The sequence below is a fragment of the Gracilibacillus timonensis genome, from assembly GCF_900086715.1.
Lineage (GTDB): Bacteria > Bacillota > Bacilli > Bacillales > Amphibacillaceae > Gracilibacillus > Gracilibacillus timonensis.
In genome coordinates, this window is the sequence record NZ_FLKH01000012.1 from 1,666,000 (window position 1) to 1,690,011 (window position 24,012).

Annotated in this window: 22 protein-coding genes and 1 pseudogene; 7 read left to right on the forward strand and 16 right to left on the reverse strand. The window is 40.3% G+C overall.

The genetic code is table 11. The annotated features are described in order from the left end of the window. Window positions 1-23 precede the first annotated feature (23 nt). Both BN6556_RS19075 and BN6556_RS19080 read left to right on the forward strand, forming a co-directional pair. Window positions 24-1,052 carry an ABC transporter ATP-binding protein gene (locus BN6556_RS19075; protein ID WP_066194947.1) on the forward strand — a complete coding sequence of 343 codons (1,029 nt, stop codon included), beginning with the start codon at window positions 24-26 and terminating at the stop codon, window positions 1,050-1,052. Then, a complete protein-coding gene (locus BN6556_RS19080; RefSeq protein WP_066194951.1) occupies window positions 1,024-2,031 on the forward strand; it encodes an ABC transporter ATP-binding protein in 1,008 nt (335 codons plus the stop codon). The genes BN6556_RS19075 and BN6556_RS19080 overlap by 29 nt, the downstream gene beginning before the upstream one ends. Window positions 2,032-2,427: 396 nt before the next feature. Here the strand turns inward: BN6556_RS19080 and BN6556_RS19085 are convergent. From BN6556_RS19085 to BN6556_RS19110, 6 genes and pseudogenes are all read right to left on the reverse strand, one after another. Further along, window positions 2,428-3,320: pseudogene (locus tag BN6556_RS19085) on the reverse strand (PhzF family phenazine biosynthesis protein). A gap of 106 nt (window positions 3,321-3,426) precedes the next feature. Further along, window positions 3,427-5,040 (reverse strand): glutathione ABC transporter substrate-binding protein, encoded by a 1,614-nt coding sequence (locus tag BN6556_RS19090; RefSeq protein ID WP_392388602.1) that lies wholly within the window; start codon window positions 5,038-5,040, stop codon window positions 3,427-3,429. A gap of 260 nt (window positions 5,041-5,300) precedes the next feature. After that, on the reverse strand, window positions 5,301-6,509 hold the full coding sequence (locus BN6556_RS19095; protein WP_066194953.1) for an acetate kinase: 1,209 nt from the start codon (window positions 6,507-6,509) through the stop codon (window positions 5,301-5,303). A gap of 172 nt (window positions 6,510-6,681) precedes the next feature. After that, window positions 6,682-7,659 (reverse strand): class I SAM-dependent methyltransferase, encoded by a 978-nt coding sequence (locus tag BN6556_RS19100; protein WP_066194956.1) that lies wholly within the window; start codon window positions 7,657-7,659, stop codon window positions 6,682-6,684. 111 nt (window positions 7,660-7,770) lie between these two features. After that, complete coding sequence (gene ytfJ / locus BN6556_RS19105; RefSeq protein WP_066194958.1) at window positions 7,771-8,193, reverse strand: GerW family sporulation protein; 423 nt, start codon at window positions 8,191-8,193, stop codon at window positions 7,771-7,773. Beyond that, window positions 8,180-8,674: a DUF2953 domain-containing protein gene (locus BN6556_RS19110; RefSeq protein WP_130860144.1), complete on the reverse strand. Its 495-nt coding sequence runs from the start codon at window positions 8,672-8,674 to the stop codon at window positions 8,180-8,182. Before BN6556_RS19110 ends, ytfJ begins: the two co-directional genes overlap by 14 nt. Window positions 8,675-8,814: 140 nt before the next feature. Between BN6556_RS19110 and BN6556_RS19115 the strand changes: the two genes are divergently transcribed. Beyond that, a complete protein-coding gene (locus tag BN6556_RS19115) occupies window positions 8,815-9,618 on the forward strand; it encodes an NAD kinase (protein WP_066194962.1) in 804 nt (267 codons plus the stop codon). A 379-nt stretch (window positions 9,619-9,997) separates the two neighbouring features. On the opposite strand, the gene BN6556_RS19120 is transcribed toward BN6556_RS19115, so the two are convergent. The 7 genes from BN6556_RS19120 to BN6556_RS19145 all read right to left on the reverse strand — a co-directional run bounded on the left by BN6556_RS19120 (window position 9,998) and on the right by BN6556_RS19145 (window position 16,604). Next, complete coding sequence (locus BN6556_RS19120; RefSeq protein WP_066194965.1) at window positions 9,998-11,584, reverse strand: amidohydrolase; 1,587 nt, start codon at window positions 11,582-11,584, stop codon at window positions 9,998-10,000. Window positions 11,585-11,693: 109 nt separating this feature from the next. Then, window positions 11,694-11,894 (reverse strand): alpha/beta-type small acid-soluble spore protein, encoded by a 201-nt coding sequence (locus BN6556_RS19125; RefSeq protein WP_066194968.1) that lies wholly within the window; start codon window positions 11,892-11,894, stop codon window positions 11,694-11,696. A gap of 98 nt (window positions 11,895-11,992) precedes the next feature. Next, entirely contained in the window at window positions 11,993-13,195 is a 1,203-nt protein-coding gene (thiI, locus tag BN6556_RS19130; protein ID WP_066194971.1) for a tRNA uracil 4-sulfurtransferase ThiI, read from the reverse strand. A gap of 6 nt (window positions 13,196-13,201) precedes the next feature. Beyond that, complete coding sequence (locus tag BN6556_RS19135) at window positions 13,202-14,344, reverse strand: cysteine desulfurase family protein (protein WP_066194973.1); 1,143 nt, start codon at window positions 14,342-14,344, stop codon at window positions 13,202-13,204. A gap of 15 nt (window positions 14,345-14,359) precedes the next feature. Beyond that, the gene (locus BN6556_RS22690) at window positions 14,360-14,482 is read right to left on the reverse strand and encodes a hypothetical protein (protein WP_262361323.1); all 123 of its coding nucleotides are present in this window, start codon (window positions 14,480-14,482) and stop codon (window positions 14,360-14,362) included. A 77-nt stretch (window positions 14,483-14,559) separates the two neighbouring features. Continuing rightward, a complete protein-coding gene (locus BN6556_RS19140; protein WP_130860148.1) occupies window positions 14,560-14,880 on the reverse strand; it encodes a hypothetical protein in 321 nt (106 codons plus the stop codon). 17 nt (window positions 14,881-14,897) lie between these two features. Then, complete coding sequence (locus tag BN6556_RS19145) at window positions 14,898-16,604, reverse strand: septation ring formation regulator EzrA (RefSeq protein ID WP_066194979.1); 1,707 nt, start codon at window positions 16,602-16,604, stop codon at window positions 14,898-14,900. A 239-nt stretch (window positions 16,605-16,843) separates the two neighbouring features. Between BN6556_RS19145 and BN6556_RS19150 the strand changes: the two genes are divergently transcribed. The 3 genes from BN6556_RS19150 (at window position 16,844) to BN6556_RS19165 (ending at window position 19,436) form a co-directional block, all read left to right on the forward strand. Beyond that, the gene (locus BN6556_RS19150) at window positions 16,844-17,323 is read left to right on the forward strand and encodes a GAF domain-containing protein (RefSeq protein WP_066194982.1); all 480 of its coding nucleotides are present in this window, start codon (window positions 16,844-16,846) and stop codon (window positions 17,321-17,323) included. A gap of 460 nt (window positions 17,324-17,783) precedes the next feature. After that, on the forward strand, window positions 17,784-18,386 hold the full coding sequence (gene rpsD, locus BN6556_RS19155) for a 30S ribosomal protein S4 (protein WP_066194985.1): 603 nt from the start codon (window positions 17,784-17,786) through the stop codon (window positions 18,384-18,386). Window positions 18,387-18,974: 588 nt separating this feature from the next. Further along, a complete protein-coding gene (locus tag BN6556_RS19165; RefSeq protein WP_066194991.1) occupies window positions 18,975-19,436 on the forward strand; it encodes a GNAT family N-acetyltransferase in 462 nt (153 codons plus the stop codon). A 31-nt stretch (window positions 19,437-19,467) separates the two neighbouring features. Here BN6556_RS19165 and BN6556_RS19170 read toward each other — a convergent pair whose 3' ends face one another. The 3 genes from BN6556_RS19170 to BN6556_RS19180 all read right to left on the reverse strand — a co-directional run bounded on the left by BN6556_RS19170 (window position 19,468) and on the right by BN6556_RS19180 (window position 22,992). Then, window positions 19,468-20,892 carry an alanine/glycine:cation symporter family protein gene (locus BN6556_RS19170; protein WP_078060167.1) on the reverse strand — a complete coding sequence of 475 codons (1,425 nt, stop codon included), beginning with the start codon at window positions 20,890-20,892 and terminating at the stop codon, window positions 19,468-19,470. Between the two features lie 162 nt (window positions 20,893-21,054). Further along, the gene (locus tag BN6556_RS19175) at window positions 21,055-21,984 is read right to left on the reverse strand and encodes an aldo/keto reductase (RefSeq protein ID WP_066194994.1); all 930 of its coding nucleotides are present in this window, start codon (window positions 21,982-21,984) and stop codon (window positions 21,055-21,057) included. Between the two features lie 6 nt (window positions 21,985-21,990). Beyond that, window positions 21,991-22,992 carry a Gfo/Idh/MocA family protein gene (locus tag BN6556_RS19180; RefSeq protein WP_066194996.1) on the reverse strand — a complete coding sequence of 334 codons (1,002 nt, stop codon included), beginning with the start codon at window positions 22,990-22,992 and terminating at the stop codon, window positions 21,991-21,993. A 109-nt stretch (window positions 22,993-23,101) separates the two neighbouring features. Between BN6556_RS19180 and BN6556_RS19185 the strand changes: the two genes are divergently transcribed. After that, window positions 23,102-23,929 carry a helix-turn-helix domain-containing protein gene (locus BN6556_RS19185; protein ID WP_392388603.1) on the forward strand — a complete coding sequence of 276 codons (828 nt, stop codon included), beginning with the start codon at window positions 23,102-23,104 and terminating at the stop codon, window positions 23,927-23,929. Window positions 23,930-24,012: the final 83 nt, after the last annotated feature.

Genomic DNA, 24,012 nt, shown 5'->3' on the forward strand with positions numbered 1-24,012 from the left:
CTTTTGAAGTGAGGTGATATTTCATGAATAAAGAAACCATTTTAGATATTAAAGATCTTCAGACCTCTTTTACGGTCGATGGATTTGAAATAAAAGCTGTCGATGGGGTTTCCTTCCAGCTTCCCAAGGGTAAAACGATTGGTATTGTTGGAGAATCTGGTTCAGGGAAAAGTATTACAGCTATGTCGATTCTGCAGCTTCTAGATAAACCAGGTAAGATTAAAGGTGGGGAAATCAACTTCAAAGATCGCGATTTAACGAAATTAAGCGAGAAAGAGATTCGGTCGATTCGTGGTAATGAAATCTCGATGATTTTCCAAGAACCAATGACCTCGCTTAACCCGGTCTATACGATTGGACAACAAATACGCGAGACATTGAATGTACACCAGGACCTTGGTAAAAAAGCAGAAGCAGATAAAGCGATAGAGTTGTTAAAATTAGTAGGTATCCCATCTCCAGAAACACGTATTAAACAATACCCTCATGAACTATCGGGGGGTATGAGACAAAGGATTATGATTGCGATGGCCTTGGCCTGTAATCCAGAATTATTGATTGCAGACGAACCAACAACCGCATTAGACGTTACCATCCAAGCACAGATCTTACAGTTAATTAAACAACTGCAAGAGGAATTAAACATGTCGGTTATTATGATCACTCACGATATGGGTGTAGTGGCAGAAACATGTGACTATGTTGCTGTCATGTATGCAGGTAAAGTCGTGGAGTATCAGCCAGTCAATGACCTGTTTAAGTCACCAAAACATCCGTATACGGTTGGCTTATTAAACTCTATTCCACGTCATGATACCGATGTTGATGAATTAGAACCGATTAAAGGAAATGTACCAAGTCCGAAAAATATGCCAGAGGGGTGCCGTTTTGCACCGAGATGTCCTTTCGCAACAGAATTATGTGTGAAAGAACTACCAGCACTTGAAGAAATCAAAGACGGCGAACAAATCCGCTGTTGGATTTATACGGACCGTTGGGATGGAGATCCGGAGGTGAATGTGAATGAGTCAAAAAGAACTGCTCAAAGTTAATCATTTGAAACAATATTTCCCTATTAAAGGGGGAATCTTTGGCAGAACCATTAACCACGTAAAAGCGGTCGATGATATCTCTTTCACTATAAATGAAGGAGAAACACTAAGTGTAGTAGGTGAATCCGGCTGCGGGAAGTCTACCACTGGCAGAGCTATCTTACGCCTGGATGAACCAACAGATGGTACAATTGACTTTGATGGTATTGATTTACTGTCTTTAAATAAACGTGAGATGAGAAAGAAACGTAAGGACTTACAGGTTATTTTTCAAGATCCGTATGCTTCGCTTAATCCTAGACAAACCGTTAGTCAAATTTTAACAGAAGCAATGGAAATTCAAAATGTGGTTCCAAAAGCAAAAAGACGGGAACGCGCAATGGAGTTGATCGAAACGGTCGGGTTAAACCCAGAACAGATTGATCGTTATCCCCATGAGTTTTCTGGCGGACAACGACAACGTATCGGAATAGCCCGCGCTCTTTCTGTTGAGCCTAAACTGATTATCTGTGATGAAGCAGTCTCAGCACTTGATGTATCCGTACAGGCTCAAGTATTGAATCTATTGAGAAAGTTGCAGCGAGAGTTTAACCTGACATTTCTTTTTATTGCCCATGACTTGGGAGTAGTTCGTCATATTTCGGATAAGATCATTGTGATGTACCTTGGGAAGATTGTAGAAGTAGGTGACAAAAAGTCTATCTTTGACAATCCGAAACACCCTTATACCAAGGCATTACTTTCTTCGATTCCTGTTCCTGATCCAGAAGCGAAGAGAGAACGGATTATATTAAAAGGGGATATCCCTTCTCCGATTGACCCACCAACTGGGTGTCGATTCCATACGAGATGTCCGTTCGCAACCGAAGTGTGTAAAAACAAAGTTCCTGAACTTCGCACGATCGAAGGCATGCAAGAAGGTCACAAAGGAGCTTGTCATCATATGGAAGAGATTATGGCACAAGAAAAAACGGTATAAGAGGATGTTCAAAAAGACCAACAAAAAAAGACGCGGCGAATTTCTGCGTTGGCGATATAGGAACTTCTACTAAGACAGCCCACGCTCTGTAGGCAACGCAGAAGTCAACACATCCTGCGTGAGTCCGTTCCTCACGTATGAAAAGCATACGTTCCGGTACCGGGAGACTGCGCCGCCTTGAACTTTCGACGTACAGGACGTACTAGTGTCGGCGTTGCAACAAATGGGTTCGGTGGGGCGAGTAATCGCAGTCCCAGGACGCCTGAGGTTTTAGCCAACGAGGTCCTATTTAACGGCATTTTTGAACACGCACTATAACGTATATTTTAAAAACAGCCTGCTTACAAAACGAGCAGGCTGTTTTTATGTGGCATGTTTGATATGCTTATCTCTTCTCTAAATAATTACCTCCATATCATTTACATATACAGCATTTCCAGTTATCTTCACATCCAATGTATTTGCGCGTTTTGAAACTTTTACTCCGACCATCCCTTCTTTACTTATTTCATGCCCTTGCTCCACCATCAGGTTTAAAGACTCATCAAAACCCTTATCCATATAAGTAGCAAAATAAGCACCCATTGCCCCAGAAGCCGTGCCAGTTACTGCATCCTCTATCGTCCCTGAATACGGTGAAGAAAAATGACGGGCGTGCATATCTGCCTGAGGATTATACGTTTCTGTACAAAAAGGATGAACAGAGGAAGCTGGGATTTCCTGCAATATGGAAGGGAAATCCTGATTATTCGGTTTCATCTTTTGAAAAACCGCTAATTCTTTGATGGGTACCAATAGTGTCCAGGTACCAGTACTGCCATATACAATCGGTAATTGGTCGTCAAGCTCCGTTTCTTGTAAACCAATGGATTTGGCTAGATCCTGCTGGAACCCCTAAATGCTTGAAAGGTGGGAGATGCTTGATTCATGATGATATCTGTCTCTTTGTCTGACGTAGAATCAATCGTTAGTGGCAAAACACCTGCCTTTGTTTCTATCGTTAATGTTGACTTTTCGACTAATAGCTTTTGTGTTTTTACTGCATAAATGGTTGCGATGGTCGCATGACCACATAAGTTCATTTCATGTCCTGGTGTGAAAAAACGTATTCCACAGTCTGCTATCTCTGACTCCACCAAAAAGGCAGTTTCATTAAAGCCTACTTGATAAGCAATTTCCTGCATCTGTATCTCAGTTAATTCGTCTCCGTTTAAAACGATTCCTGCAGGGTTTCCTTTACCGGGTTTTGTGGTGAAAGCATCATAATGATAGACCTGGATGGATGGCATCCTATCTCTCCTTTTGTTTAATCGAATTTTCTATACATAAAAAGGCTTCTTCACTTTTAGAAGAAGCCTTTTTGTTGATTCATATCTGCATTATGCGAAATAGAACCTATTCCTCAATATAAGCGTCGTTTAATTGATAGATACCTTGAGCATCAATCGTGAAATCTTTCACTGAATCATTTACCCCTAATAGGTACTGCTGATGATGTGTATATAACATCGGAGCAAGATCTACCAGTCTTTCTTGCACTTCCGAATAGATCGCCAAACGCTCATCTGGATCTGTTTCGACACGTCCTTCATCCAATAAGCGATCTACTTCTTCATCCTCAAGGAAGGCACGGTTTCCTGGGTCCCCTAATTGTGAGCTGTGGAATAATGGATATAAACCATAATCAGCATCACCAGTTACAGTAGACCAGCCTAAGATAAACATATCGTGTTCACCATTAGCTGTACGTTCAAGGTATGCGCCCCATTCTAATTCTTCAATTTCCACATCCACACCAATCTCGCTTAGTTGAGATTGCAAGTTGATAGCTGTATCGACACGCTGTTCATTATCATTAGTCCAGATGGTTGTTTGGAAGCCATCTTCATAACCCGCTTCTGCCAACAATTCTTGGGCAGCTTCCGGGTCATATTCAAGACCTTCAATCGAATCATCGTAACCAAATACCGGCGGGGCTAAGGCGCCAATGGCTGGAATCCCCACACCATTCATAACACCATCAATAATTTGTTCTTTATCGATAGCCATGGTTAATGCCTGGCGTACTCTTGGATCATCAAATGGTTCTTTTTGAGTATTAAAACCAATATAAGAAACTGATACACTGTCCTCTTGGATTACACTGGCATCAGAAAGGTTATCTACACGAGAAATATTGTTTGGACCAATTTGATCCGCTACATGCGATACACCTGATTCCAATTCTGCCACACGAGCACTCTGTTCAGAGACAACCTTAAATTGAACACTATCCAATTTGGCTGGCTCTCCCCAGTAATCATCATTTCTAGTTAACGTAACACTTTCACCTGCTGTCCAGTCATCCAATTCGAATGGACCTGTTCCTACAGGATTTTGGGTAATATATTCGTTATAATCTCCACCGTCTTCCACTGTAGCATAGTCTTCATCAACGATTTCAGGACTCATAATACTAGTCCCACTATGAGCTAAGTTTGCCAGCAATGGTGCAAACGGTTCAGTTAGCGTCAATCTAACCGTGTAGTCGTCAACTACCTCTACATTGTCTACTTCCGCTAATAAAAAGGCACGAGGAGAAGCAACATCAGGGTCCTTCAATCTATCAAATGTTTTCTTTACTGCTTCTGCATTAAAATCAGCATCATCATGGAACTTCACGCCTTCTTGAAGTGTGAATTCCCAAGTTAAATCATCCGTTTGTTCCCACTCTGTTGCCAATCCCGGTTCCACTTCCATATCTTCGTTCAATGTGGTAAGTGTTTCAAACATATTCTCACGGACGTTACTAGAAGGCACATCATTATCTCCTTGTGGTGACAATGAAACCACATCGGAAGGTAATGAAATGACTAAATCTCCTCCAGAACCAGAGGCCTCTTCCCCTGATGAGTCTGAAGAGTCATTTTCTGAAGTATCCTCTTCTGGCTCTCCATCTCCAGCACAAGCAACGAGTGCGAGCGACAACATAAAGAGTAAAGACAGTAGTAAGTATCTAGACTTCTTCAATCAAAATTCCCCCTTAATATTTTGTAAAGATCATGTAAAGAAATCATAATCTTTTTCTAATATATAAGAAAATTCGCAAAAATTCAACCGCTTGGAAAGAATTTCAAAAATTCTAATTATTTAAACTATTTCAAATTTTGCAAAGAGAAGCATACCAGAGTGTTATTAGCGTTTTGAGAACAACTATAAAACGACCGCTCTCTTTCTATGCTTGTATAGAAAGAGAACGGCCAACTTCCTCGTTCGTAATATTTTGCTTTTTAAGCTTGTCCCACTGGTGTATTCTGCGTCAAACGCATCACATCTCGGGCGATCATTACTTCCTCGTTCGTCGGGATCACTATTACCTTAACCGGAGAGTGTGGATAATTGACAAAGGCTTCTTTTCCACGAATATGATTGGATGTTTGATCCCAATATACACCCATAAACTCTAAGCCTTTTAGAACACGTTCTCGAATGTCAATACTGTTCTCACCAACACCAGCCGTGAAGATAATTGCGTCTACCCCCTGCATACGGGCTGCATAGGAGCCAATATATTTATGAATTCGTTCTGCGAATACCTCTAGTGCTAATTCAGCCCTGTCTTCACCTTCTGCCGCCTTCTCTTGGATATCTCGAAGATCACTGGAAAAGCCAGATAAAGCCAGCATACCACTTTTCTTGTTTAAAATACTCATGACTTCTTGTGCTGATTGTCCTGTTTTATCCATGATATATGGAATCAACGCCGGATCAATGTTCCCAGACCTTGTTCCCATTGTTACACCGGCAAGCGGGGTAAAGCCCATCGAAGTATCAATCGATTTGCCACCTTCAATAGCTGCAATACTTGCCCCATTACCTAAGTGACAGGATATCAAGCGTAATTGATCCAAGGGAATACCCATTAACTCCGAAGCCCTCTCGGATACATATTTATGTGATGTACCGTGGAAGCCATATTTACGAATGCCATATTTCTTATAATATTCATAAGGTAAACTATACAAGAAAGATTGCTCAGGCATCGTCTGATGGAACGCCGTATCAAATACTGCTACAGCAGGCACATTTGGCAATACCTCACGAAAAGCTTTGATCCCTGTTAAATTAGCAGGGTTGTGCAACGGGGCCAATTCAGAAATTCCCTCAATTTCTTGAATTACTTCCTCTGTAATCACAACCGAGTCATTAAATTTTTCACCACCGTGAACCACACGATGTCCAATTCCGTCAATCTCTTCCAGAGTTTCAATGACCCCAGCTGATGTTAATTTTTCTAATAATAATTTTACTGCAACTGCATGATCTGCAATTTCTGTTACTTCTTTATCTTCTTCATTTCCATACTCTATGGTGAAAGTAGAGTTGTTGATACCGATTCGTTCAATAAGACCTTTAGATACAACTTTTTCCTCAGGCATTTCAAACAATTGGAATTTCAAAGAAGAACTTCCTGCATTCACCGCTAGAATTTTACGCAATATGTTCAGTCCCTTCCAAATTATCCTGCTAATGTAAGATCATTTATCATGTATGTTCAAAACAATTTGAATAATCTCTTATACCCTTATTTAAACACCGTCAGAATAAGTTTGCAACAGGAATGTTTGATGTTAACGTTTGCTTCACAAATTTTTAATTTTCAGTTTATTTCTAGCGTTCACTTTGGAACCATTCATCTATTTTCAATAGAATATTTTGTGTTTTTTGAACCTCTTTGAACGATGGTAATTGGGCCATTAACGTTTGTTTGGGCGGCTGTGTTGTTTTACCTTGTTTTTGTAATACGAGAATACTTTTCGCCTGTTGTTCTGAGGTAAACATAGACATAGGCAATTGTAATATCGCCAGTATATGGGCATGATCCCGTAAGTATTTCTGTAATTTCTCACTTTGATCACTAGTAAATAAGAAATTGGGAATAAGGCATAGGACATAACCAGCTTCTTTCGTATAATTTAAGCTTTGTTCGATAAAAAGATGATGTGCATAGGCGTGCTCATCTTCTGCTTGTAAGATGAAATGACCAGCCTGCTGATCGTCAGGATAGTATCCAACAGGAAGGTCGGCAACCACGGCGTCAACAGGATCCAGTAGCAATGGTGTTAAACTGTCCTGATGAAAGAATTCTACCTCAGTCCTTTGTACATTGGCACTTTCTACCGCAATTTGCAGCAATGTTGGATCGATTTCACTGCCATAAGCCTGAACTTCCGGTTGAATTTGGTTAATGACGGCGGTTAATAAATTCGCTGAACCAACAGCTGGATCCAATAAGCTAATCTGCTTGTGATCACCTACTAGTTTTTCTAAAAAATAACCGATAAACATGGCAACGGAGTCTGGGGTTATCAAATGCTGCTGCTGGACAGATCCTTTCATTCCCTTAATTAATGCGAGCTGGATAACCTTACGACTCGATTCGCTTTCGGGTTTATCGGTGAGAAACACACTTTTTAAGTAGGATAACCGATCTTGGGTTTCTTGATTGGGCAAGTCTAATTCCTCTTCCGTCTGAATCGCTCGTAAGGCATAAGTAATACTATCTAAATAAGTCTCGTTTTCGGTTGTTTCAATCGTGGTCACGAATTGGTCAAATGCTGAAAACACTTTTTCTATATCAAATGACATCCTCTTTCCCCCATCTCTAAACAAATTGAATAACTGCCCATATATTATGAGGGCTTGTCATTCAATTTGTCTACTGAGAAGCCTTATTTACATGCCAACAGGGTCGGATTTTTACTTTTTTTCTTTTCTTTCCTTTAATAACTCTACCACCTGTTGAATCAAATCAGGATTTTTTTCCGTTAGTTTGTGTGGTACTTCTTCATGATTTTGGCCTTGATGTAAGTTTAATACCTCTACATTATCTTTGCTAATTAGTAAAAATGCCGTTGGAGTTACAGAAACACTCCCTCCTCCCCCGCCGCCGAATGGAATGATGGATTCTTGCTGGCTGCTTTTTTGACTTTTAGGGATAAATTCACTTCCCCCTGTAGCAAATCCATATTTTACGTGTGATAACGGAATCATTACCTTTCCATTTGGTAACTCAATCGGTTTACCAATTGCTGTATCTACCTCAATTAATTGTTTTAAATGATCCATGGTTAACGTCATAAACCCTTCCAAGGGATGTTCGTTTTGGCTATTCTCTTCCATGTGAAAACTCCTTTCGCCATTTATTCAATTCTCCAATAGTTTGACTCAATTTCATCGATATCATGCATTCTCCTTCTGTTTGCAATACCTCTTCGTCAAAATCAGCGGATACGGCGATATCTGTATTCTGTATTGATCGAAGCCATTCCGCAATACTTTGCAGAAAAACGTAGAGATAAGCCGTATGACCTGGGTCTGATGTTGCTACAATTGTCTCCGAACGAATCTGCTTCACTTCCGCATGATGAAAAATGTACGTCATCCGTTCACGCCATTGATGATGATCTACGAATAAATCAAGTGATTGATCGGCGGTAATTCTTTTGGTATAGACAGGGATGCGCAAAATGTGACATTTCACTTTCAAATAGCGTTCTTCCTCATTCCATAACCAGTGGACATCAAGGTTTATCGCTAATAAAAAAAATAATAGCAAAAAGACCAATACAATCATACATATAGCGATCAAAGCAATCATCATAAACCTCACCTCTGTCTACTTATTATGAACGTTTTAAGAAACTTCATTCTTGCAAGCGGACGATAAGTAGTTTTCAATAGGAACGTATGTTAAATCATGATAAAATGACTTTAGAAGTATTTTATTTAGGAGGTAAACGTATGGATAGTCGATCAAACATTTTCTTTTTTTACAAAAAAGATCAAGAAACTTTGGATAAACTAACCCCTCTTTTTGATTATGTAACGGAACAGGGGTTTAAAATTGTAGAAAATTCAGATCATGCCAATATTGTGATCAGCTTTGGTGGAGATCGGGAGTTTCTTCAAGCAGTAAGACAGTCCCAATTCCGTGAAAATTGTGTATACCTTGGTATTACCCATGCCGATGAATCCGGGCTGTACTGTGACTTTAATATCGATAATTATGATCGCATGGTGGATTCGATGATGACAGATAACATTGAGGTTCGAGAATTTCCAGTCATCGACGTCATGATAAATGGAAAAACATCTTTTCAATGTTTAAATGAAGTGACCGTCCGTTCAAACATCATCAAAACGATTGTGATTGATGTACTGATTGATGATAATTATTTTGAAAGCTTTCGTGGAGATGGACTGATTGTAGCGACACCAACCGGGAGTACGGGGTATAATAAATCAGCATCTGGCGCTGTGATTGATCCGAAGATTCCGTGTTTTCAAGTCAGTGAGGTCGCTTCGATGAATAATAATCATTATCGTACCCTGGGTTCCTCTTTCGTCTTGAATCAGGATCGCACTCTGCGACTGGAAGTGATCCAGGATGGGAATGACTATCCAATTGTAGGATTGGATAATGAGGCTTACTCGATCCAGAATATCCAATCTCTTACGGTGAAATTAAGTGATAAACGGATTAAAACCGTTAAATTAAAGGACAACTCTTTCTGGGATCGCGTACAGCGCACCTTTTTATCTTAACGATAGTATTAAAGAGCGGAAGCCCCCATGTCAGTCATATCATGGAGGCTTTTTACTAGTAATTAGCTAGTACTCTGCGGTGATTTGTCTAAGTTGTTCCTTGAGCTGTTTATTCGTCTTTTCACTAATATAGCTTTGTCCGTCATTTTCGGGATGACGGACATTTTTTCCGGATTCCCACCTTTTTTGGCCGTCATTTACGGGATGATGACCAGTTTTCCAAAAACATCACTCTTTTTGGGGCAGTCATCGGATTCATTTTTTCACAAACAATACCTGACCAACACCAATTTAATAGAAGTTCTATATATTCCAACATAAAACAAGCTGGAATCATCATCTATTCCTTTGTTTTACAAAATTTTCTTATTTTTTAGCGTTATTTTTGATACATTACCTCACCATTCACAATCGTTGTATTCACTGCTATTTCATGAAAGAATGCAGGGTCATGGTAAAACAGATCCTTTTCTAAAATAGTGAAATCGGCCGTATATCCTGGCTGAATTACACCTCTGTCGTGTTCATGATTAATCACAAATGCACTGCCTTTCGTGTAAAGAGAGATTGCCTCGAAAACAGACAACTCCTCATTTTCCCCATAGATCGCTCCATCCATGCGAGAACGTCGTGTCACGGCTGCCTGGATACCTTTTAATGGATTGACATCCTCAATTGGTGCGTCTGATCCTCCTGCACAAGCAATGCCTTGTCTCAGATAAGTTTTCCAAGGATATGACCGATCGGCTCTCTCCGCCCCCAATCGACTGATCACCCATGGGAAATCAGAGGCCACAAACGATGGCTGAATATCTAACACGACTGGCAGTTCCTTTAATAGCGCCAAGACGTCCTTATCCATGACCTGAGCATGAATAATCCGGTCACGAAGTCCATTCGTTAAAGGGTATTTCTTGATCATTCGCGCTACTTCTTCCACGGCTTGGTCGCCAATGGCATGAACCGCTACAGGGTGCTGCCATTTCCGCACCTTTTGAAAAAGGATATCTAAATCGGCTGTGGTATGTATCGGAATACCACTATTCTTTTCATCATCGGCGTAAGGCTGCTTCAACCAAGCTGTCCTTCCTCCTAATGCCCCATCCGAAAAAATTTTCATCGGACCTAAGCTCGTATATTCCCCTCCATCTCCAAAGCGATACCCTGTCTCCAGCATATCATCGAATACCAAGTGATGAACGAGCAAATGTGCCCGGAACTTATACATGGTCGGTAAAATTGCTTGATAGGCAGCTAATGTTCTTTGGAATCCACCATAATAAAATAAATCCTCACTATGTCCGCCAACTAGACCAAGACGTAATAAATCTTCAACTGCCACTTGCACGGTTTGCTGCAGCTTTTTCTCAGATATCATTGGCACAATTTCTTTTACCAATTCCTGCGCTTGATCTAATAAATAGCCTGTCGGTTCACCTGCTTGATTACGTACGATTTTGCCACCTTGTGGATCGACAGTATCTTTGGTGATATCTGCTAGCTCCAGCACCTTTGAATTTGTGATAATGGCGTGACGACACACACGGGTTAACATCATCGGGTGCTCAGTCGAAATAGCGTCTAGTTCTGATTTATCGATAACCCTGCTATCCTGCCACTGATTTTCATTCCACCCCTCTGCAACCAACCACTCATCAGGTTCTAATTCTTTCGTCTTCCGTTCGACCGCTGCTAATACTTCTTCTGCAGACTGCATTGCCGATAAATCTAAATGAAGTAACTTCTCCCCGTGACCAATAATATGTAAATGGCTGTCGACAAAGCCTGGATACATGACTGCCCCTTGTAAATCATGGTAATGGTCAATGTCTGTTTGATAAGCGGCTTCGATCTCCTTTACGGATCCAATAGCTACAATACTGCCATTCTTCTCTAATACCGCTTCGATTGTTTCATTCTCTTGATTCATCGTATATATGGTACCACCATAATATAATGTCCCCATCTTATCATCCATTCTTTATCTTATATTCTACACTGGCTATGTTAATAAGATAGCAAAAACGAAGACATAAGAAAAGGATAGTGCTATAAAAACACTATCCTGCATGTATTTATTTTGATTGTCCACCCATTTGTTGTTCAGCCATTTGTACTAGACGTTTAGTGATTTCTCCACCTACTGAACCATTTGCACGTGATGTTGTATCAGCACCTAAGCTAACACCAAATTCTTGTGCGATTTCATATTTCATTTGATCAAGAGCTTGACTTACTCCAGGTACTACTAAGTTGTTAGAATTGCTTGTCGCCATTTCCTTTCACCTCCTCCTGACTACACTACTATCATGCGCGGGAGGAGGAGAATTCATACAACTTTTTCGTTGGTAGTTATTGGTTAGTTAACCAGTCATTAAAACAGTTCATCTAAGGCGTTTGTTTCCCCTTCTTTCGCCTTGATAGTAACTGTCTCAACCGCTTCAATGACATCCTGAATATCTTGTTCTACATCGATCAGCGCCTCCATTTGCTCCACTTTCTCAAGCTTCGGTTTTGTCTTAGGCTGTTTCGGAACAAATACTGTACAGCAATCTTCAAAAGGGCGAATCGAGATACCATACATATCGATCGATTCGGAAATAGCGATGATTTCTTTTTTATCCATGGTCACTAATGGACGAATGACCGGATAAGAAGTAACGGCATTAATCGCGTGCATACTCTCCATCGTCTGACTGGCCACCTGTCCCAAGCTCTCTCCCGTGACAAGCGATAAAATCCCTTCCTGTTTAGCCACCGCTTCACTAATACGCATCATCATCCGACGCATGACAGTCATCGAATACCCATGAGGGATTTCGCGATGGATTTTTTGCTGTAAGGCTGTAAACGGTACGAGATGTACACGAACAGAATGACCATAATAGGCTAATTTTTCTGCTAGATCTAATACTTTTTCTTTGGCTCTTTCACTTGTATATGGTGGGGAATGGAAATGAATGGCTTCGATCTCCACCCCTCGTTTCATGGTTAAATAACCAGCAACAGGGCTGTCAATACCACCAGATAATAAAAGTAAGGATTTACCGGAAGAGCCGACTGGTAAACCTGCTGCACCAATAACCTTATCTGATGTAAGAAAAGTCGCTTCTTTTCGGATATCAACCGTAATTTCTAAATCAGGCTCATGCACATCCACTGTTATCCCATCTGTATTGATTAGTAAATGCCCACCCAACACATGATTGAATTGCTGTGAAGTAATCGGAAAATCTTTATTGGAGCGTTTCGTGGTTACTTTAAACGTTCGTACCCCTTCTTTATCTTTCAACAATTGCAAGCCAGCTTCTTTAATCGCTTCCTCATCATTCCTTACCTTCATCGCCAAACTCATATCATGGATACCAAAAATAGTTTGGCACCTTTTCATAATGGCATCGGGATCCTCTCCGTTAAGGACAATATACATCCGATCCCTTGTTTTATTTATTTGTATAGCAGCGAATGAACGTAAGGCTTGCCGCACATTCTTAGCCAGTTGATTGATAAATAATTTTCGATTCTGTCCCTTTAAGGTCAATTCCCCATAACGGACTACGATATGATCATATTGCATCTGTATCTACCTCATTATCTTTGCTAATTTTTTTATAATAACCGCTAGTTTCTCACAAAAATGTTCGATCTCCGCTTCCGTTGTATCATAAGACATACTCACCCGCAAACCAGAGCTGGCGATTGCTTGTTCTTTTCCACAGGCTGCCAAAACCGCACTTTCATCAGCACTCTTGGAGGAACAAGCCGATTTTGTGGAAATATAAATGGCCTCTTCTTCCAAGGCGTGGATGACTACTTCTGGCTTCAAGCCCGGTACGGAAAAATGGACAATATGCGGAGCTTTTAGCTGTTTTGGTGTATTAATGACCACATCATCCATCGTGGACAAGCGTGCCATCAATTGCTGCTGGCGCTCTTTCAATTCTGTTGATTTGTTGGTTTCTTCAGCAGTTATCAACCGCATTGCCTTTACGAGAGAGACATTACCTGCTACATTTTCGGTACCTGATCGCAAGCGATTTTCTTGACCTCCTCCGTGCGCTAACGGGAATAGACGAATACCATTTTTCACATATAATAAACCAGTTCCTTTGAGTCCGTGAATCTTGTGTCCAGAAATCGTACATATATCTACGCCAGCCTTTTTTAAAGAAAGGGTCACTTTACCATAGCCTTGAACATTATCCACATGAAAAAATGCTTTAGGATAACCTTGAAGTATGTCACCTATCTCATCAATCGGCTGGATGCTGCCGATCTCATTATTGACATGCATGATGGACACTAAGATCGTATCTTCTCTCAGGCTTTGTTTCAACTGTTGAATGTCGATGACACCCTGTTGATTTACGTCGAGATAAGTGACTTCAAAGCCCTGTTTTTCTAATCCTTGACAAGCTTCCAGCACGGATGGGTGTTCCACTTTGGAGGTAATAAGATGTTTCCCCCTATTCTGATGTTCCCAGGCAACCCCCTTGATGGCAAGGTTATTCCCTTCCGTGCCACCTGATGTAAAAATAATTTCGTGACTCGCCACGCCCAACAACTGTGCAGCCTGCTCCCGCGCTTTACGCAACAAGCGCTCCGCATCCATTCCAAGCGCATGTAGTGAGGACGGATTGCCAAAATATTGACTAGCAACCGTGGTAAAACTTTCTATAACTTCTGCTTTGGGCTGTGTGGTGGCACTGTTATCTAAATAAATCATGTTATCTCCCTCTTTTTATTTCAAAATCGATTTTTTCAACGCATCAAAGTGTGATACCGTTAATACTTGATCAACTTTCGCATAGTTACCATGACATGTAAAGCCAAGTTTCTTTTTGAGTGTGGTCATATACGTCATTTCATCCTATCCTAAACAAACATAGAAAAGATATCCCTATTTGCACAGGAATATCTTCTTCATATGGATCATTTATTTTACTCTGTGTTAATGTCTAACGCCGATAGAATGTCATCAATCGATACAGTATGATCATCATGGACGGGTAGTTCAACATTTTGCAGTGGAGAATGCCTGTCTGCAAAAGCTCTATTCTCCGTCTCGATGTTGTCTGTACTCGTTTCCCTAACAAATGGTTGCTTTAATACATGACCTTGATTATCATTCAACACATGGTAGGTCGCGTAGTTAACGGTTTGACCATCTATCGCGAAATAAAGTATGATAACCACCGACCAAGTGATGACCATTAATATAGCCAATGCAATGCTTACTACCTTTATACTGAGTTTATTCATCCAATTGGCCCACATGGTTAATTCGCCATATGATGGATGTCTTTATCCAATTCCTCAATCTTCTGCATCACATTAGGGTCAACTTCTTCTAACGCCTTAATCGACATTTCCAAGGCAGCGTCATATTTATATTCACGGAATAACGTCTCGGCTTGGGTTAACGCTTGCGACAATGCCGGATATTGACGACGATATCGATTACCATACTGGATCGTCAATTCTACCAAACGCGCTTGATCCATCAGTAAATTCGTTTGTTCCATAAAGTAATTGACGGAACGCTTGGCTTCTTCAACCAATTGCTGTACTTGGTTCATATCCAATGGATGGTTTTCCAGCTGCTTTAGCACAAGATCCGATTTCTCTGTTGCTTCCTCAGCTGCATTGATAATAAAAGATGGAATTCCTGGTACGTTACTCTTATCCAGTTTTTTACTCGTCTGTACTAGCTGTTGCTTAAGATGATGGATAGCTTCTTTTGCTTCAATTTCATCTTTTCTTAAATCTTTAATTTGCATCTGAAAGTCATCTTGCGCTTGATCTAACTTCTCTAGATCCTCCGCAAACAAGGTTAGTTTCTCTTCTATTTCAATATGGTTAATCTCTTCATTTTCCAGATTCTTTTCCAGTTGCTCGCAAGCTTTTTCTGCTTTAGCAAGCCATTTTTCCAAACTCGACATTAAATTCAAGATGGTCGATTCAATATAATAGCTTTCCTGTAGCTTTTTGATTTGATTTCCAGCCTCTGTAATACGTTCTTTGATTTCGGATAGTCGCTGCTTTTCTTTCGGCAATTGGTTTTCTATACGTGTTTTTGCATTCGCTTCTTGATCCAACAGCTGAGATATTTCCTGAATACGTTCATCCATCTGATCTAATGTGTCTTTAATTCCTTCTGTTTCTCCACTATTTAATTGCTTTACCATCTGGCGTAATTGATCTTCAAAATCACTTAACTCCTCTGTAAAACCAAACGGCTTCACGCGACATCCTTCCTCTTCCATCTCCTCTATTTGACGAGATAAATCCTTGATTTGAGCAGGGAAATCTTTTTTTACTGCTTGGAATAAATCAGGAAAATTATTTATTTTTGTTTTTAACAAATCAAGGTCGGTTTTTAAATGTTCCATTAAGTCCTGAGCCTCAATATAATTTCCTTCGCTAGTTAATTCAGTCGCTCGGGACAATTTATCTGTCATATCGGCAAGCGAATCATTAAATATCGCTTCTGCACGACTGTATTGACTTCGATTATGTAAAAGCTCTCTTTTTAATTCCTTCAGCTCTGGTTCTATTTCTTCCAATTGCTTCCGGACATACTTCTCAGAGTTCAATAAATGGTCTAATTCTTCAAACATTTCCTCAATTTTGGTTTCAATTTCCTGTAGCTGACGTTCTACCTGCCCAAGATTGTCCTGTGCTGACCTAATACGGAATTTATCGGCAGCTTCTTCGGCATCTAATAGATATTCTTCCATATCTGGTAAATCTTTTGTAACAATCGTATCCCATTTATCCTTCCAGCTTTCAAATTTTTCTTGTGTTTCCCCGGAAAGATTTAATTTTTTTACTTTCGCCAATTCCTCGGTAACATTTCGATTCATAATATCTAATTTCCATGCTTCCAACCGATCGACATTGTCATAGACTTTCTTTCGAAAAATCAAGCCTACAATGAGTAACACGATCACAATAAGGATGGCACCGATCACTACTTCTACCATTCAAACTCCTCCTTCAAACCCAACCGAAAAACTAAAAAATATGTATTGATTCAACCGAAATGATTGTTACTAGCTATGATACCATGTTTCTAGCCCTTTTTGCTAAAATATTTACTATTTTTTTGATTATTTTATCGAAATCCGTTATTTTTTGACGTAAACGGAATAGTTGTCATACTATTCATTGTATTGTATGATAAGACAAATTCAAAAGAAAACGAAATAAGGAGTGGGGATTTATGTTTCAAACCGAGAGTTATCAGGGGTCAAAAGAAAAGAATTATCCGATTGTTGTGAAGCAGTTAGAGGCGCTCATTCAAGACGAACCCGATACCATCGCTAATTTGTCCAATGCCTCGGCACTACTTAATCAATTCCTAGATAATGTTAATTGGGTTGGTTTCTATATTTGGAGAGAAGATGAATTAGTATTAGGCCCGTTCCAAGGTCTTCCGGCTTGTGTACGCATTAAGAGCGGGAAAGGCGTTTGCGGCACTGCTGTATCCGAGCAGAAAACACAACTCGTAGCCGATGTTCATCAATTCCCCGGACATATTGCTTGTGATGCGGCTAGTCAATCCGAAATCGTGGTTCCTATTCAACGGAATGGAGAAATTTACGGTGTCTTAGATATAGACAGTCCAAACAAAGATCGTTTCGACGAAATAGATCAAAAATATTTGGAACAATTTGTGGCTGTATTGGAACGTTATTTATAAGCGTCCCTTTTAGATAGTGACACCACACTGATTTTTGAGTTTCTTGTTTTTTGTTTAAAAAAGTATATAACCTGGTGTTAGAATGCTTTAGACCTTTGATTCAAGAATGACGACTATTTTTGATGATCTGTCTTCCTTTTGGTCATCATTTTCGAAATCATCTATTATCTTAGCTTAGCACCAAAGCTCGCCATATACTTCTTGTTTTTCTTGGGTTTGCAGAGAAATCAGCTAAAGTGGTTGACTTTCCTGCGTCTTCATCATATAATGTACTTTGTGTAAAAAAGGTAGCCTATGTGAACCACCAGCTTCCTAGTTTGTTCCTTAACAGATTGATTAAGGTGCATCGTGTAACTCTCTGCTACTAGGGCGAGGATGCATGAAAACAAAATAGGTGCTCGGAAAAGGAACACACTGTCTTATTTTATGCAAATTCATATAATAAAGGAGAAGATGCACAATGGCTCGCTATACAGGTTCTGTATGGAAAAAGTCTCGTCGTCTTGGTATCTCATTAACAGGTACTGGTAAGGAGCTAGACAAGCGTCCTTACGCACCAGGTCAACACGGACCTAATCAACGTCGTAAACTATCGGAATATGGTTTACAATTGCAAGAAAAACAAAAGCTTCGTTTTATGTACGGAATAACGGAACGTCAATTCCGTAACTTATTTGACAAAGCTAGCAGAATCAAAGGTATCCATGGTGAGAACTTCATGATTCTTCTTGAATCACGCCTTGATAACCTTGTTTATCGTTCTGGTCTTGCTAGAACTCGTCGTCAAGCACGTCAATTGGTAAACCATGGCCACATTACAGTAGACGGAGGTCGTGTGAACATTCCTTCTTACCAAGTAAAACCTGGCCAAGTGATCGGTTTGCGTGAAAAATCACAAAAACTTGACATCATTGCAGAAGCAATCGAGGCAAACACCTTCACACCAGAATATATCACTTTTGACGAAGATAAATTAGAAGGTACATTCACTCGCTTACCTGAGCGTTCAGAATTACCAGCTGAGATTAACGAAGCGCTTATTGTAGAGTTCTATTCTCGTTAATCGAGATGAACGGAATAAGAGATATAGAAAAGCCAAAAGCCTTAGAAATGATAAATCATCATTTCAAGGCTTTTTTGCATAGGAGGCAATAAATAAATGAACCACACTTTCCAACAGATTTGTTAATACAACATTTTGCACTTGTGCAGGTACTTCCTCTTCCTTTGTTCAACCATTGCTGTTTCAATAATGGTTAATGACACTTACTTCTAAGTCAGATGATCAGTCTCTTCTCCTTTTGGAATATTCTCTTTTTCAAAATCACCAATATATGCTATGAGATTTTTGAAGAGATATGATAATCTGCTCATCCTATCTTTTACCTTTCTTTAAGATATGCTATGATAAATCCATAACATGGAATTATTTAACACATACGAAAGGGGTCATTCCTTTGTTTGAGACGTTTACTTTTTTGACTGCGGCACTCCCGTTACTAATCATACTTTGTTTCATTGGACTTTTTATTTATTCTCTCATCAGATTAATCCAATTTTTAACAAAAATAAGGCAGTTAGAAGAAGAGAGGAATCAAAAGCTGGATACATTAATACGAGAAATCCGTTCACTCGATGAGAGGAGGAGACCATGACTTTTACATTCTTAGACTTTGATAGGATTTATGGAAAAGAACTAGACTTACACCTGTATAAAACGATACCAGGCAACAGTGAAAAAGATTGGATACCTGCCTATCATTTTGATATCACATTACATGGTGAGAGTTATTCCATTGGAAAAATTGATATCCGTATCGGTCACAATCAACAACTCTATTATGGTGGTCATATTGGCTATGAAATCTATTCGAAATACCGCGGTCACCATTACGAAGGAAAAGCTGTTCAACTTATCGCACAAGTTGCCAGGGCGCACCAAATGGGAGCTGTACTCATCACTTGCAATCCTGATAATATGGCTTCACGGAAAACATGCGAATATATAGGGGCTACTTTGCTTGAAATGGTTGATCTGCCACCAGAAAACGACATGTATCAACGTGGAGAGAAACAAAAATGTATTTATAGCTATTCGCTTGAAGCCACATAAGGATTCGGAAAACTCCGAATCCTATGCTTCCCTATCTATCCTTTTCTTCTGCCCCCCACCAAGAAATATTCTTGAGCTCTTTTATATCGGTGTAATGGAAGCTTGGATCTTCCCCTGCCTTTCTTTTCTTCACATAATCCTGTAATACCGCGAAGGCGATTTTGCCCAGTAACAGAATCGCAATCAAGTTGACGACTGCCATCATCGCCATAAACATATCTGCCATATCCCAAACAACTTGAATCGATGCTAATGAACCAAACATCACCATGCCTAACACCAACACCCGGTATAGATTCAGCCAAAGACCTGGAGGTACAAGAAAACTAACATTGGTTTCTCCGTAATAATAATTGCCAATCACTGAACTAAAGGCAAATAGAAAAATGGTTATCGCAATAAAGATTGACGCCCATTCCCCAACATGTGCGCTAAGCGCAATCTGTGTCAGTTGAATACCGTCTTCAGAGGCGGTAGCAAAATTATCATATAAAATAACAATAAACGCGGTAATACTGCAAATAACCAATGTATCGAAAAACACGGCAAGAGATTGAACTAACCCTTGCTTAGCAGGATGGCTGACACCGGCAGTTGCCGCCGCATTGGGGGCACTACCCATACCTGCCTCATTGGAGAATAGGCCACGGCGTATACCATACATCATCGCAGCACCTGCCCCGCCGCCAAAGAATTCTTCTAAACCAAATGCATTACGGATAATTAGCATAAATACATGTGGCACTTCCGTAATATTGATCACAACCACATACAATCCGACAAGAATGTATACTGCGGCCATAATGGGCACGATGACACCTGCAATAGCAGCAATACGATTAATGCCGCCGAATATAATAATACCGGCTAATACAACCAAAATAATTCCTGTCCAGACACGATCGATATCAAAGGCCTGCTCGACAGCAGCGGTAATCGTGTTAGCCTGTACGGCATTAAAGATAAAACCAAAAGAAATGGTAATTAACACAGAAAACAAAATCGCCATCCATTTTTGACCCAGTGCCTTCTCCATATAATAAGCTGGACCGCCTCGAAAACCGTCTTTGTCAGGTATTTTGTAGAGCTGAGCTAATGTACTCTCAATAAACGCCGATGCCATACCAATAATAGCAATCATCCACATCCAAAATACAGCGCCCGGCCCACCAATTGCCACAGCAAGTGCGATTCCTGCTAAATTACCTGTACCGACTCGTGAGGCTACGGTGATACTGAAGGCTTGGAAGGCATTGGTTCCTCTCTTTCCGCTTTTTTCGACGGCTTCTTCCGTGATAACACGGAACATTTCACCAAACAATCGAAATTGAACAAATCTGGAACGCAAGGTGAAATATAACCCCGCCCCAATTAATAAGTATAAAAGGACATAATCCCAGAGAATCAAATTTCCCCATTCTACGATCCACTCGATTATCTTCTCCACTGACTCCATGTTGTGAAACACTCCTTTCTTATCTGCCTTTGATATACCCTGATTCGGTTGTTTCTATGCCAAGAAAAGTAAGAAAAATCTAAAAGCACACGCAATCTTTAGAGTAGAACTTATCATCAAAAAACAAAAGACCCAGCGATAACTAATCACTAGGTCATATATTTATTCACCATTTTCTAACCAATCTACCTCTTCTTTTGTTAAAGAAATCTCAGAGCCTTCTAAGCAAGACAGCAATTCTTGTTCATTCTGAGCGCCGATCAAGGCACTTGTAGGAAAGGTTTGATTAAGAACATAAGCTAATGCTATTTGGATAGCGGTTACTCCCTTTTCCTTTGCCAAACTCTCCGCACGATGCAGACGCTGCCAGTTTGCCTCACTATAGAATACGCGAACCAAGTCTTCATTACTACGATCCTCTGGTGTGAATCTGCCGGTGAAAAATCCACGCGCTTGTGAAGACCATGATAAGATAGGAAGTTGAGATGCTGCATGCCATTTTATATCCTCCTGGTCAGTGGATACACAGCCAGCCCAAAACGGTTCATTAGCCTTTGCCAAGCTAAGATTAGGACTGCTAAATGAAAAACCGACTAAACCATTGGCCTCGGCATACTCATTCGCTGCTTGCAATCGTTCTGTAGTCCAGTTTGATCCACCTATTGCCTTAATGCGTCCTGCCTTAATATGTTCATTTAATGCATCGATAATGACATGTACAGGTACATTCGGATCGTCCCTGTGTAAGCCATACAAATCAATATAATCGGTACCAAGCCTTTCTAGGCTAGTAAATAAATCTTCCCTGATTGCTTCTGGATTAACGCGAGGACCATGCTGATCATGATGTGCCCCTTTGGTAAAAATAACGATATCTTCCCGATTTTGACGTTCTTTCAACCACATTCCTAAAGCAACTTCACTTTCTCCGCCACAATAAATATTGGCCGTATCAATCGTATTACCACCAATTTCAACATAACGATCCAATACTTGACAAACTTTTTCAAAAATACTTGGTTTAAAATAATCAGAACCTTGTATCAATGTCGTCACTGGTTTATCTAATCCCTTGATAGAAATAGTATTCATTTTGAATCATCCTTCCATAATTTCTATGCGTTGTCTTTTATCGGCTGATTCCAGACAGGCATCGACCACTCGCATATTCAAGATCGCATCATGGATCGGATACGGAAGCGGTGCACCAGTACGGATACTTTCAGCAATCACATCTGCTTGCAATGCATATTGATTCACGTGAGGCACTGTTATTTCCTTCACACCATCTTGACTATGTAGCTGGAAATGGTCCTTCTCATCTTGATGAGCAACGAAGGCAGAAGGAACCTCAATTCTTCCCTTTGTTCCCAGGATTTCTAACTGATTGCGTCCAGCCGCCCACATCCCACAGTCAAAGGTAAGCGCTACCCCATGATTGAACTCTAAAATACCCGAAGCCATCATATCCACATCATCATGTTCTTTAGAAAACAAAGCATGAACGGTTGCTGCCTGTGGTTCCTCATTGAGTAGCATTCGGGCTGCACTGATTGGATAGACACCGATATCATAAATCGATCCACCACCCCATGCTTTTCGAAAACGAACATTTTCTTTGTTCGCAGCACTATTAAATGTAAATGTTCCATGTATGCCACGAATGTCACCAATCTCACCTGATTCGATCACTTTCTGAATCATCTGATAACGCGGATGGTAGCGATACATAAAGGCCTCCACTATTATTTTCCCCGTTTGTTCACTTACGGTCGCCATTTCTTCCGCTTCTTTCGCATCTAATGCAATTGGTTTTTCGCATAATACGTGTTTGCCTGCCTGCATTGCCTTAATCGCCCAGTTCTTATGGAGATGATTAGGCAGTGGCACGTATACGACTTCGATCTCCGGATCAGCCAACAATGCCTCATAACTGCCATATGCGTTAGGAATCACCAATTCTTCCGCTGTTTGTTTTGCATTTTCCAAACTCCTGCTCGCTATGGCATAGACTTCGCCGGCCTCAGATTCTTTGATACCAGGAATCACCGCATTTTTTGCAATAGTGGCTGTACTAAGAATTCCCCATTTGATTGACATCTTTGAAACCCCTTTCTATTACTATATTGTTATTATAATGGATTCCGTATAAAATAAAAATAGAATCTTTTTGCAATGAGATAACACTATATTGTCCTAAGGAGGTGTCGTGTTGTACCGACATATTTTATTAGCAACATTGAAAAATCATGCCTATATGATCCTTCCTGAATCGGTAGGCTGGTATGACAAGGTGTGGGATCATGAAGTATATCGAAAGGCAGGATCTTGGAACAGTTTCAGTATTCATCTCGTTATCTCGGGTACAGGTTTCGTGGAAATTGATCAAAAGACGTACACCTTAACGGCTGGTGATGCCTTTCTTTATTTTCCTTTACAAGAACAAAAGTATTATAGCAGTAAAGACGATCCCTGGAGCTTGCGTTGGGTGCACTTCTATGGCAGTGCCCTACAAATGTTTTTCTCCGAGACAGGGATTGGAAGGTTTATCTTATGGAAAACAACGGCCATGGAACAACTGATAACGATCCATCAGCAATTATTGCGAGAAGCCGAAGAACACAGTATGCTTCAATTAGTTTCTTTGTCTACACTTACTTATTCGCTGGTAACCACCTTTATTAACAATGCTATACCGAGAAATGCACAAAAAAGGGATGATCGAATTCCATCCCTTCTGCCTAAGATGCAGCAAGACGCTGCCTTGCCATTTGATTTGAATTATTGGGCGAGCCAAATCGGAGTAAGTCATCATTATTTTTGTAAGTTATTCAAACAGGCTACACAGTTAACACCTGTTGCCTTTATTACCCTATGCCGCCTGCAACGAAGCAAGCAGCTGCTATTGGAAGATAGACAATTAACCGTGAAGGAAATCGCTCATGATGTCGGATATACCAATATCAGTTATTTCAATAGGGTCTTCCGAGAGAACGAGGGCATGACTCCTACAAGCTATCGAAAAATGTATTATTGAGGATCTCTCAAAAAGTGTAGTTTTTGTGCTTGTTGAGATGACAACCATTTTTCCCAGTTTTTCGCTTTTTTTGGTCGTCATTT

Excerpts from the sequence above, each read along its gene's own strand:
- BN6556_RS19075 (WP_066194947.1), top strand. The coding sequence starts at position 24 with ATGAATAAAGAAACCATTTTAGATATTAAAGATCTTCAGACCTCTTTT.
- BN6556_RS19080 (WP_066194951.1), top strand. The coding sequence starts at position 1,024 with ATGAGTCAAAAAGAACTGCTCAAAGTTAATCATTTGAAACAATATTTC.
- BN6556_RS19100 (WP_066194956.1), bottom strand. The coding sequence starts at position 7,659 with ATGTCATTTGATATAGAAAAAGTGTTTTCAGCATTTGACCAATTCGTG.
- ytfJ (WP_066194958.1), bottom strand. The coding sequence starts at position 8,193 with ATGGAAGAGAATAGCCAAAACGAACATCCCTTGGAAGGGTTTATGACG.
- BN6556_RS19110 (WP_130860144.1), bottom strand. The coding sequence starts at position 8,674 with ATGATGATTGCTTTGATCGCTATATGTATGATTGTATTGGTCTTTTTG.
- BN6556_RS19115 (WP_066194962.1), top strand. The coding sequence starts at position 8,815 with ATGGATAGTCGATCAAACATTTTCTTTTTTTACAAAAAAGATCAAGAA.
- BN6556_RS19120 (WP_066194965.1), bottom strand. The coding sequence starts at position 11,584 with ATGGGGACATTATATTATGGTGGTACCATATATACGATGAATCAAGAG.
- BN6556_RS19125 (WP_066194968.1), bottom strand. The coding sequence starts at position 11,894 with ATGGCGACAAGCAATTCTAACAACTTAGTAGTACCTGGAGTAAGTCAA.
- thiI (WP_066194971.1), bottom strand. The coding sequence starts at position 13,195 with ATGCAATATGATCATATCGTAGTCCGTTATGGGGAATTGACCTTAAAG.
- BN6556_RS19135 (WP_066194973.1), bottom strand. The coding sequence starts at position 14,344 with ATGATTTATTTAGATAACAGTGCCACCACACAGCCCAAAGCAGAAGTT.
- BN6556_RS22690 (WP_262361323.1), bottom strand. The coding sequence starts at position 14,482 with ATGACGTATATGACCACACTCAAAAAGAAACTTGGCTTTACATGTCAT.
- BN6556_RS19140 (WP_130860148.1), bottom strand. The coding sequence starts at position 14,880 with ATGAATAAACTCAGTATAAAGGTAGTAAGCATTGCATTGGCTATATTA.
- BN6556_RS19145 (WP_066194979.1), bottom strand. The coding sequence starts at position 16,604 with ATGGTAGAAGTAGTGATCGGTGCCATCCTTATTGTGATCGTGTTACTC.
- BN6556_RS19150 (WP_066194982.1), top strand. The coding sequence starts at position 16,844 with ATGTTTCAAACCGAGAGTTATCAGGGGTCAAAAGAAAAGAATTATCCG.
- rpsD (WP_066194985.1), top strand. The coding sequence starts at position 17,784 with ATGGCTCGCTATACAGGTTCTGTATGGAAAAAGTCTCGTCGTCTTGGT.
- BN6556_RS19165 (WP_066194991.1), top strand. The coding sequence starts at position 18,975 with ATGACTTTTACATTCTTAGACTTTGATAGGATTTATGGAAAAGAACTA.
- BN6556_RS19170 (WP_078060167.1), bottom strand. The coding sequence starts at position 20,892 with ATGGAGTCAGTGGAGAAGATAATCGAGTGGATCGTAGAATGGGGAAAT.
- BN6556_RS19175 (WP_066194994.1), bottom strand. The coding sequence starts at position 21,984 with ATGAATACTATTTCTATCAAGGGATTAGATAAACCAGTGACGACATTG.
- BN6556_RS19180 (WP_066194996.1), bottom strand. The coding sequence starts at position 22,992 with ATGTCAATCAAATGGGGAATTCTTAGTACAGCCACTATTGCAAAAAAT.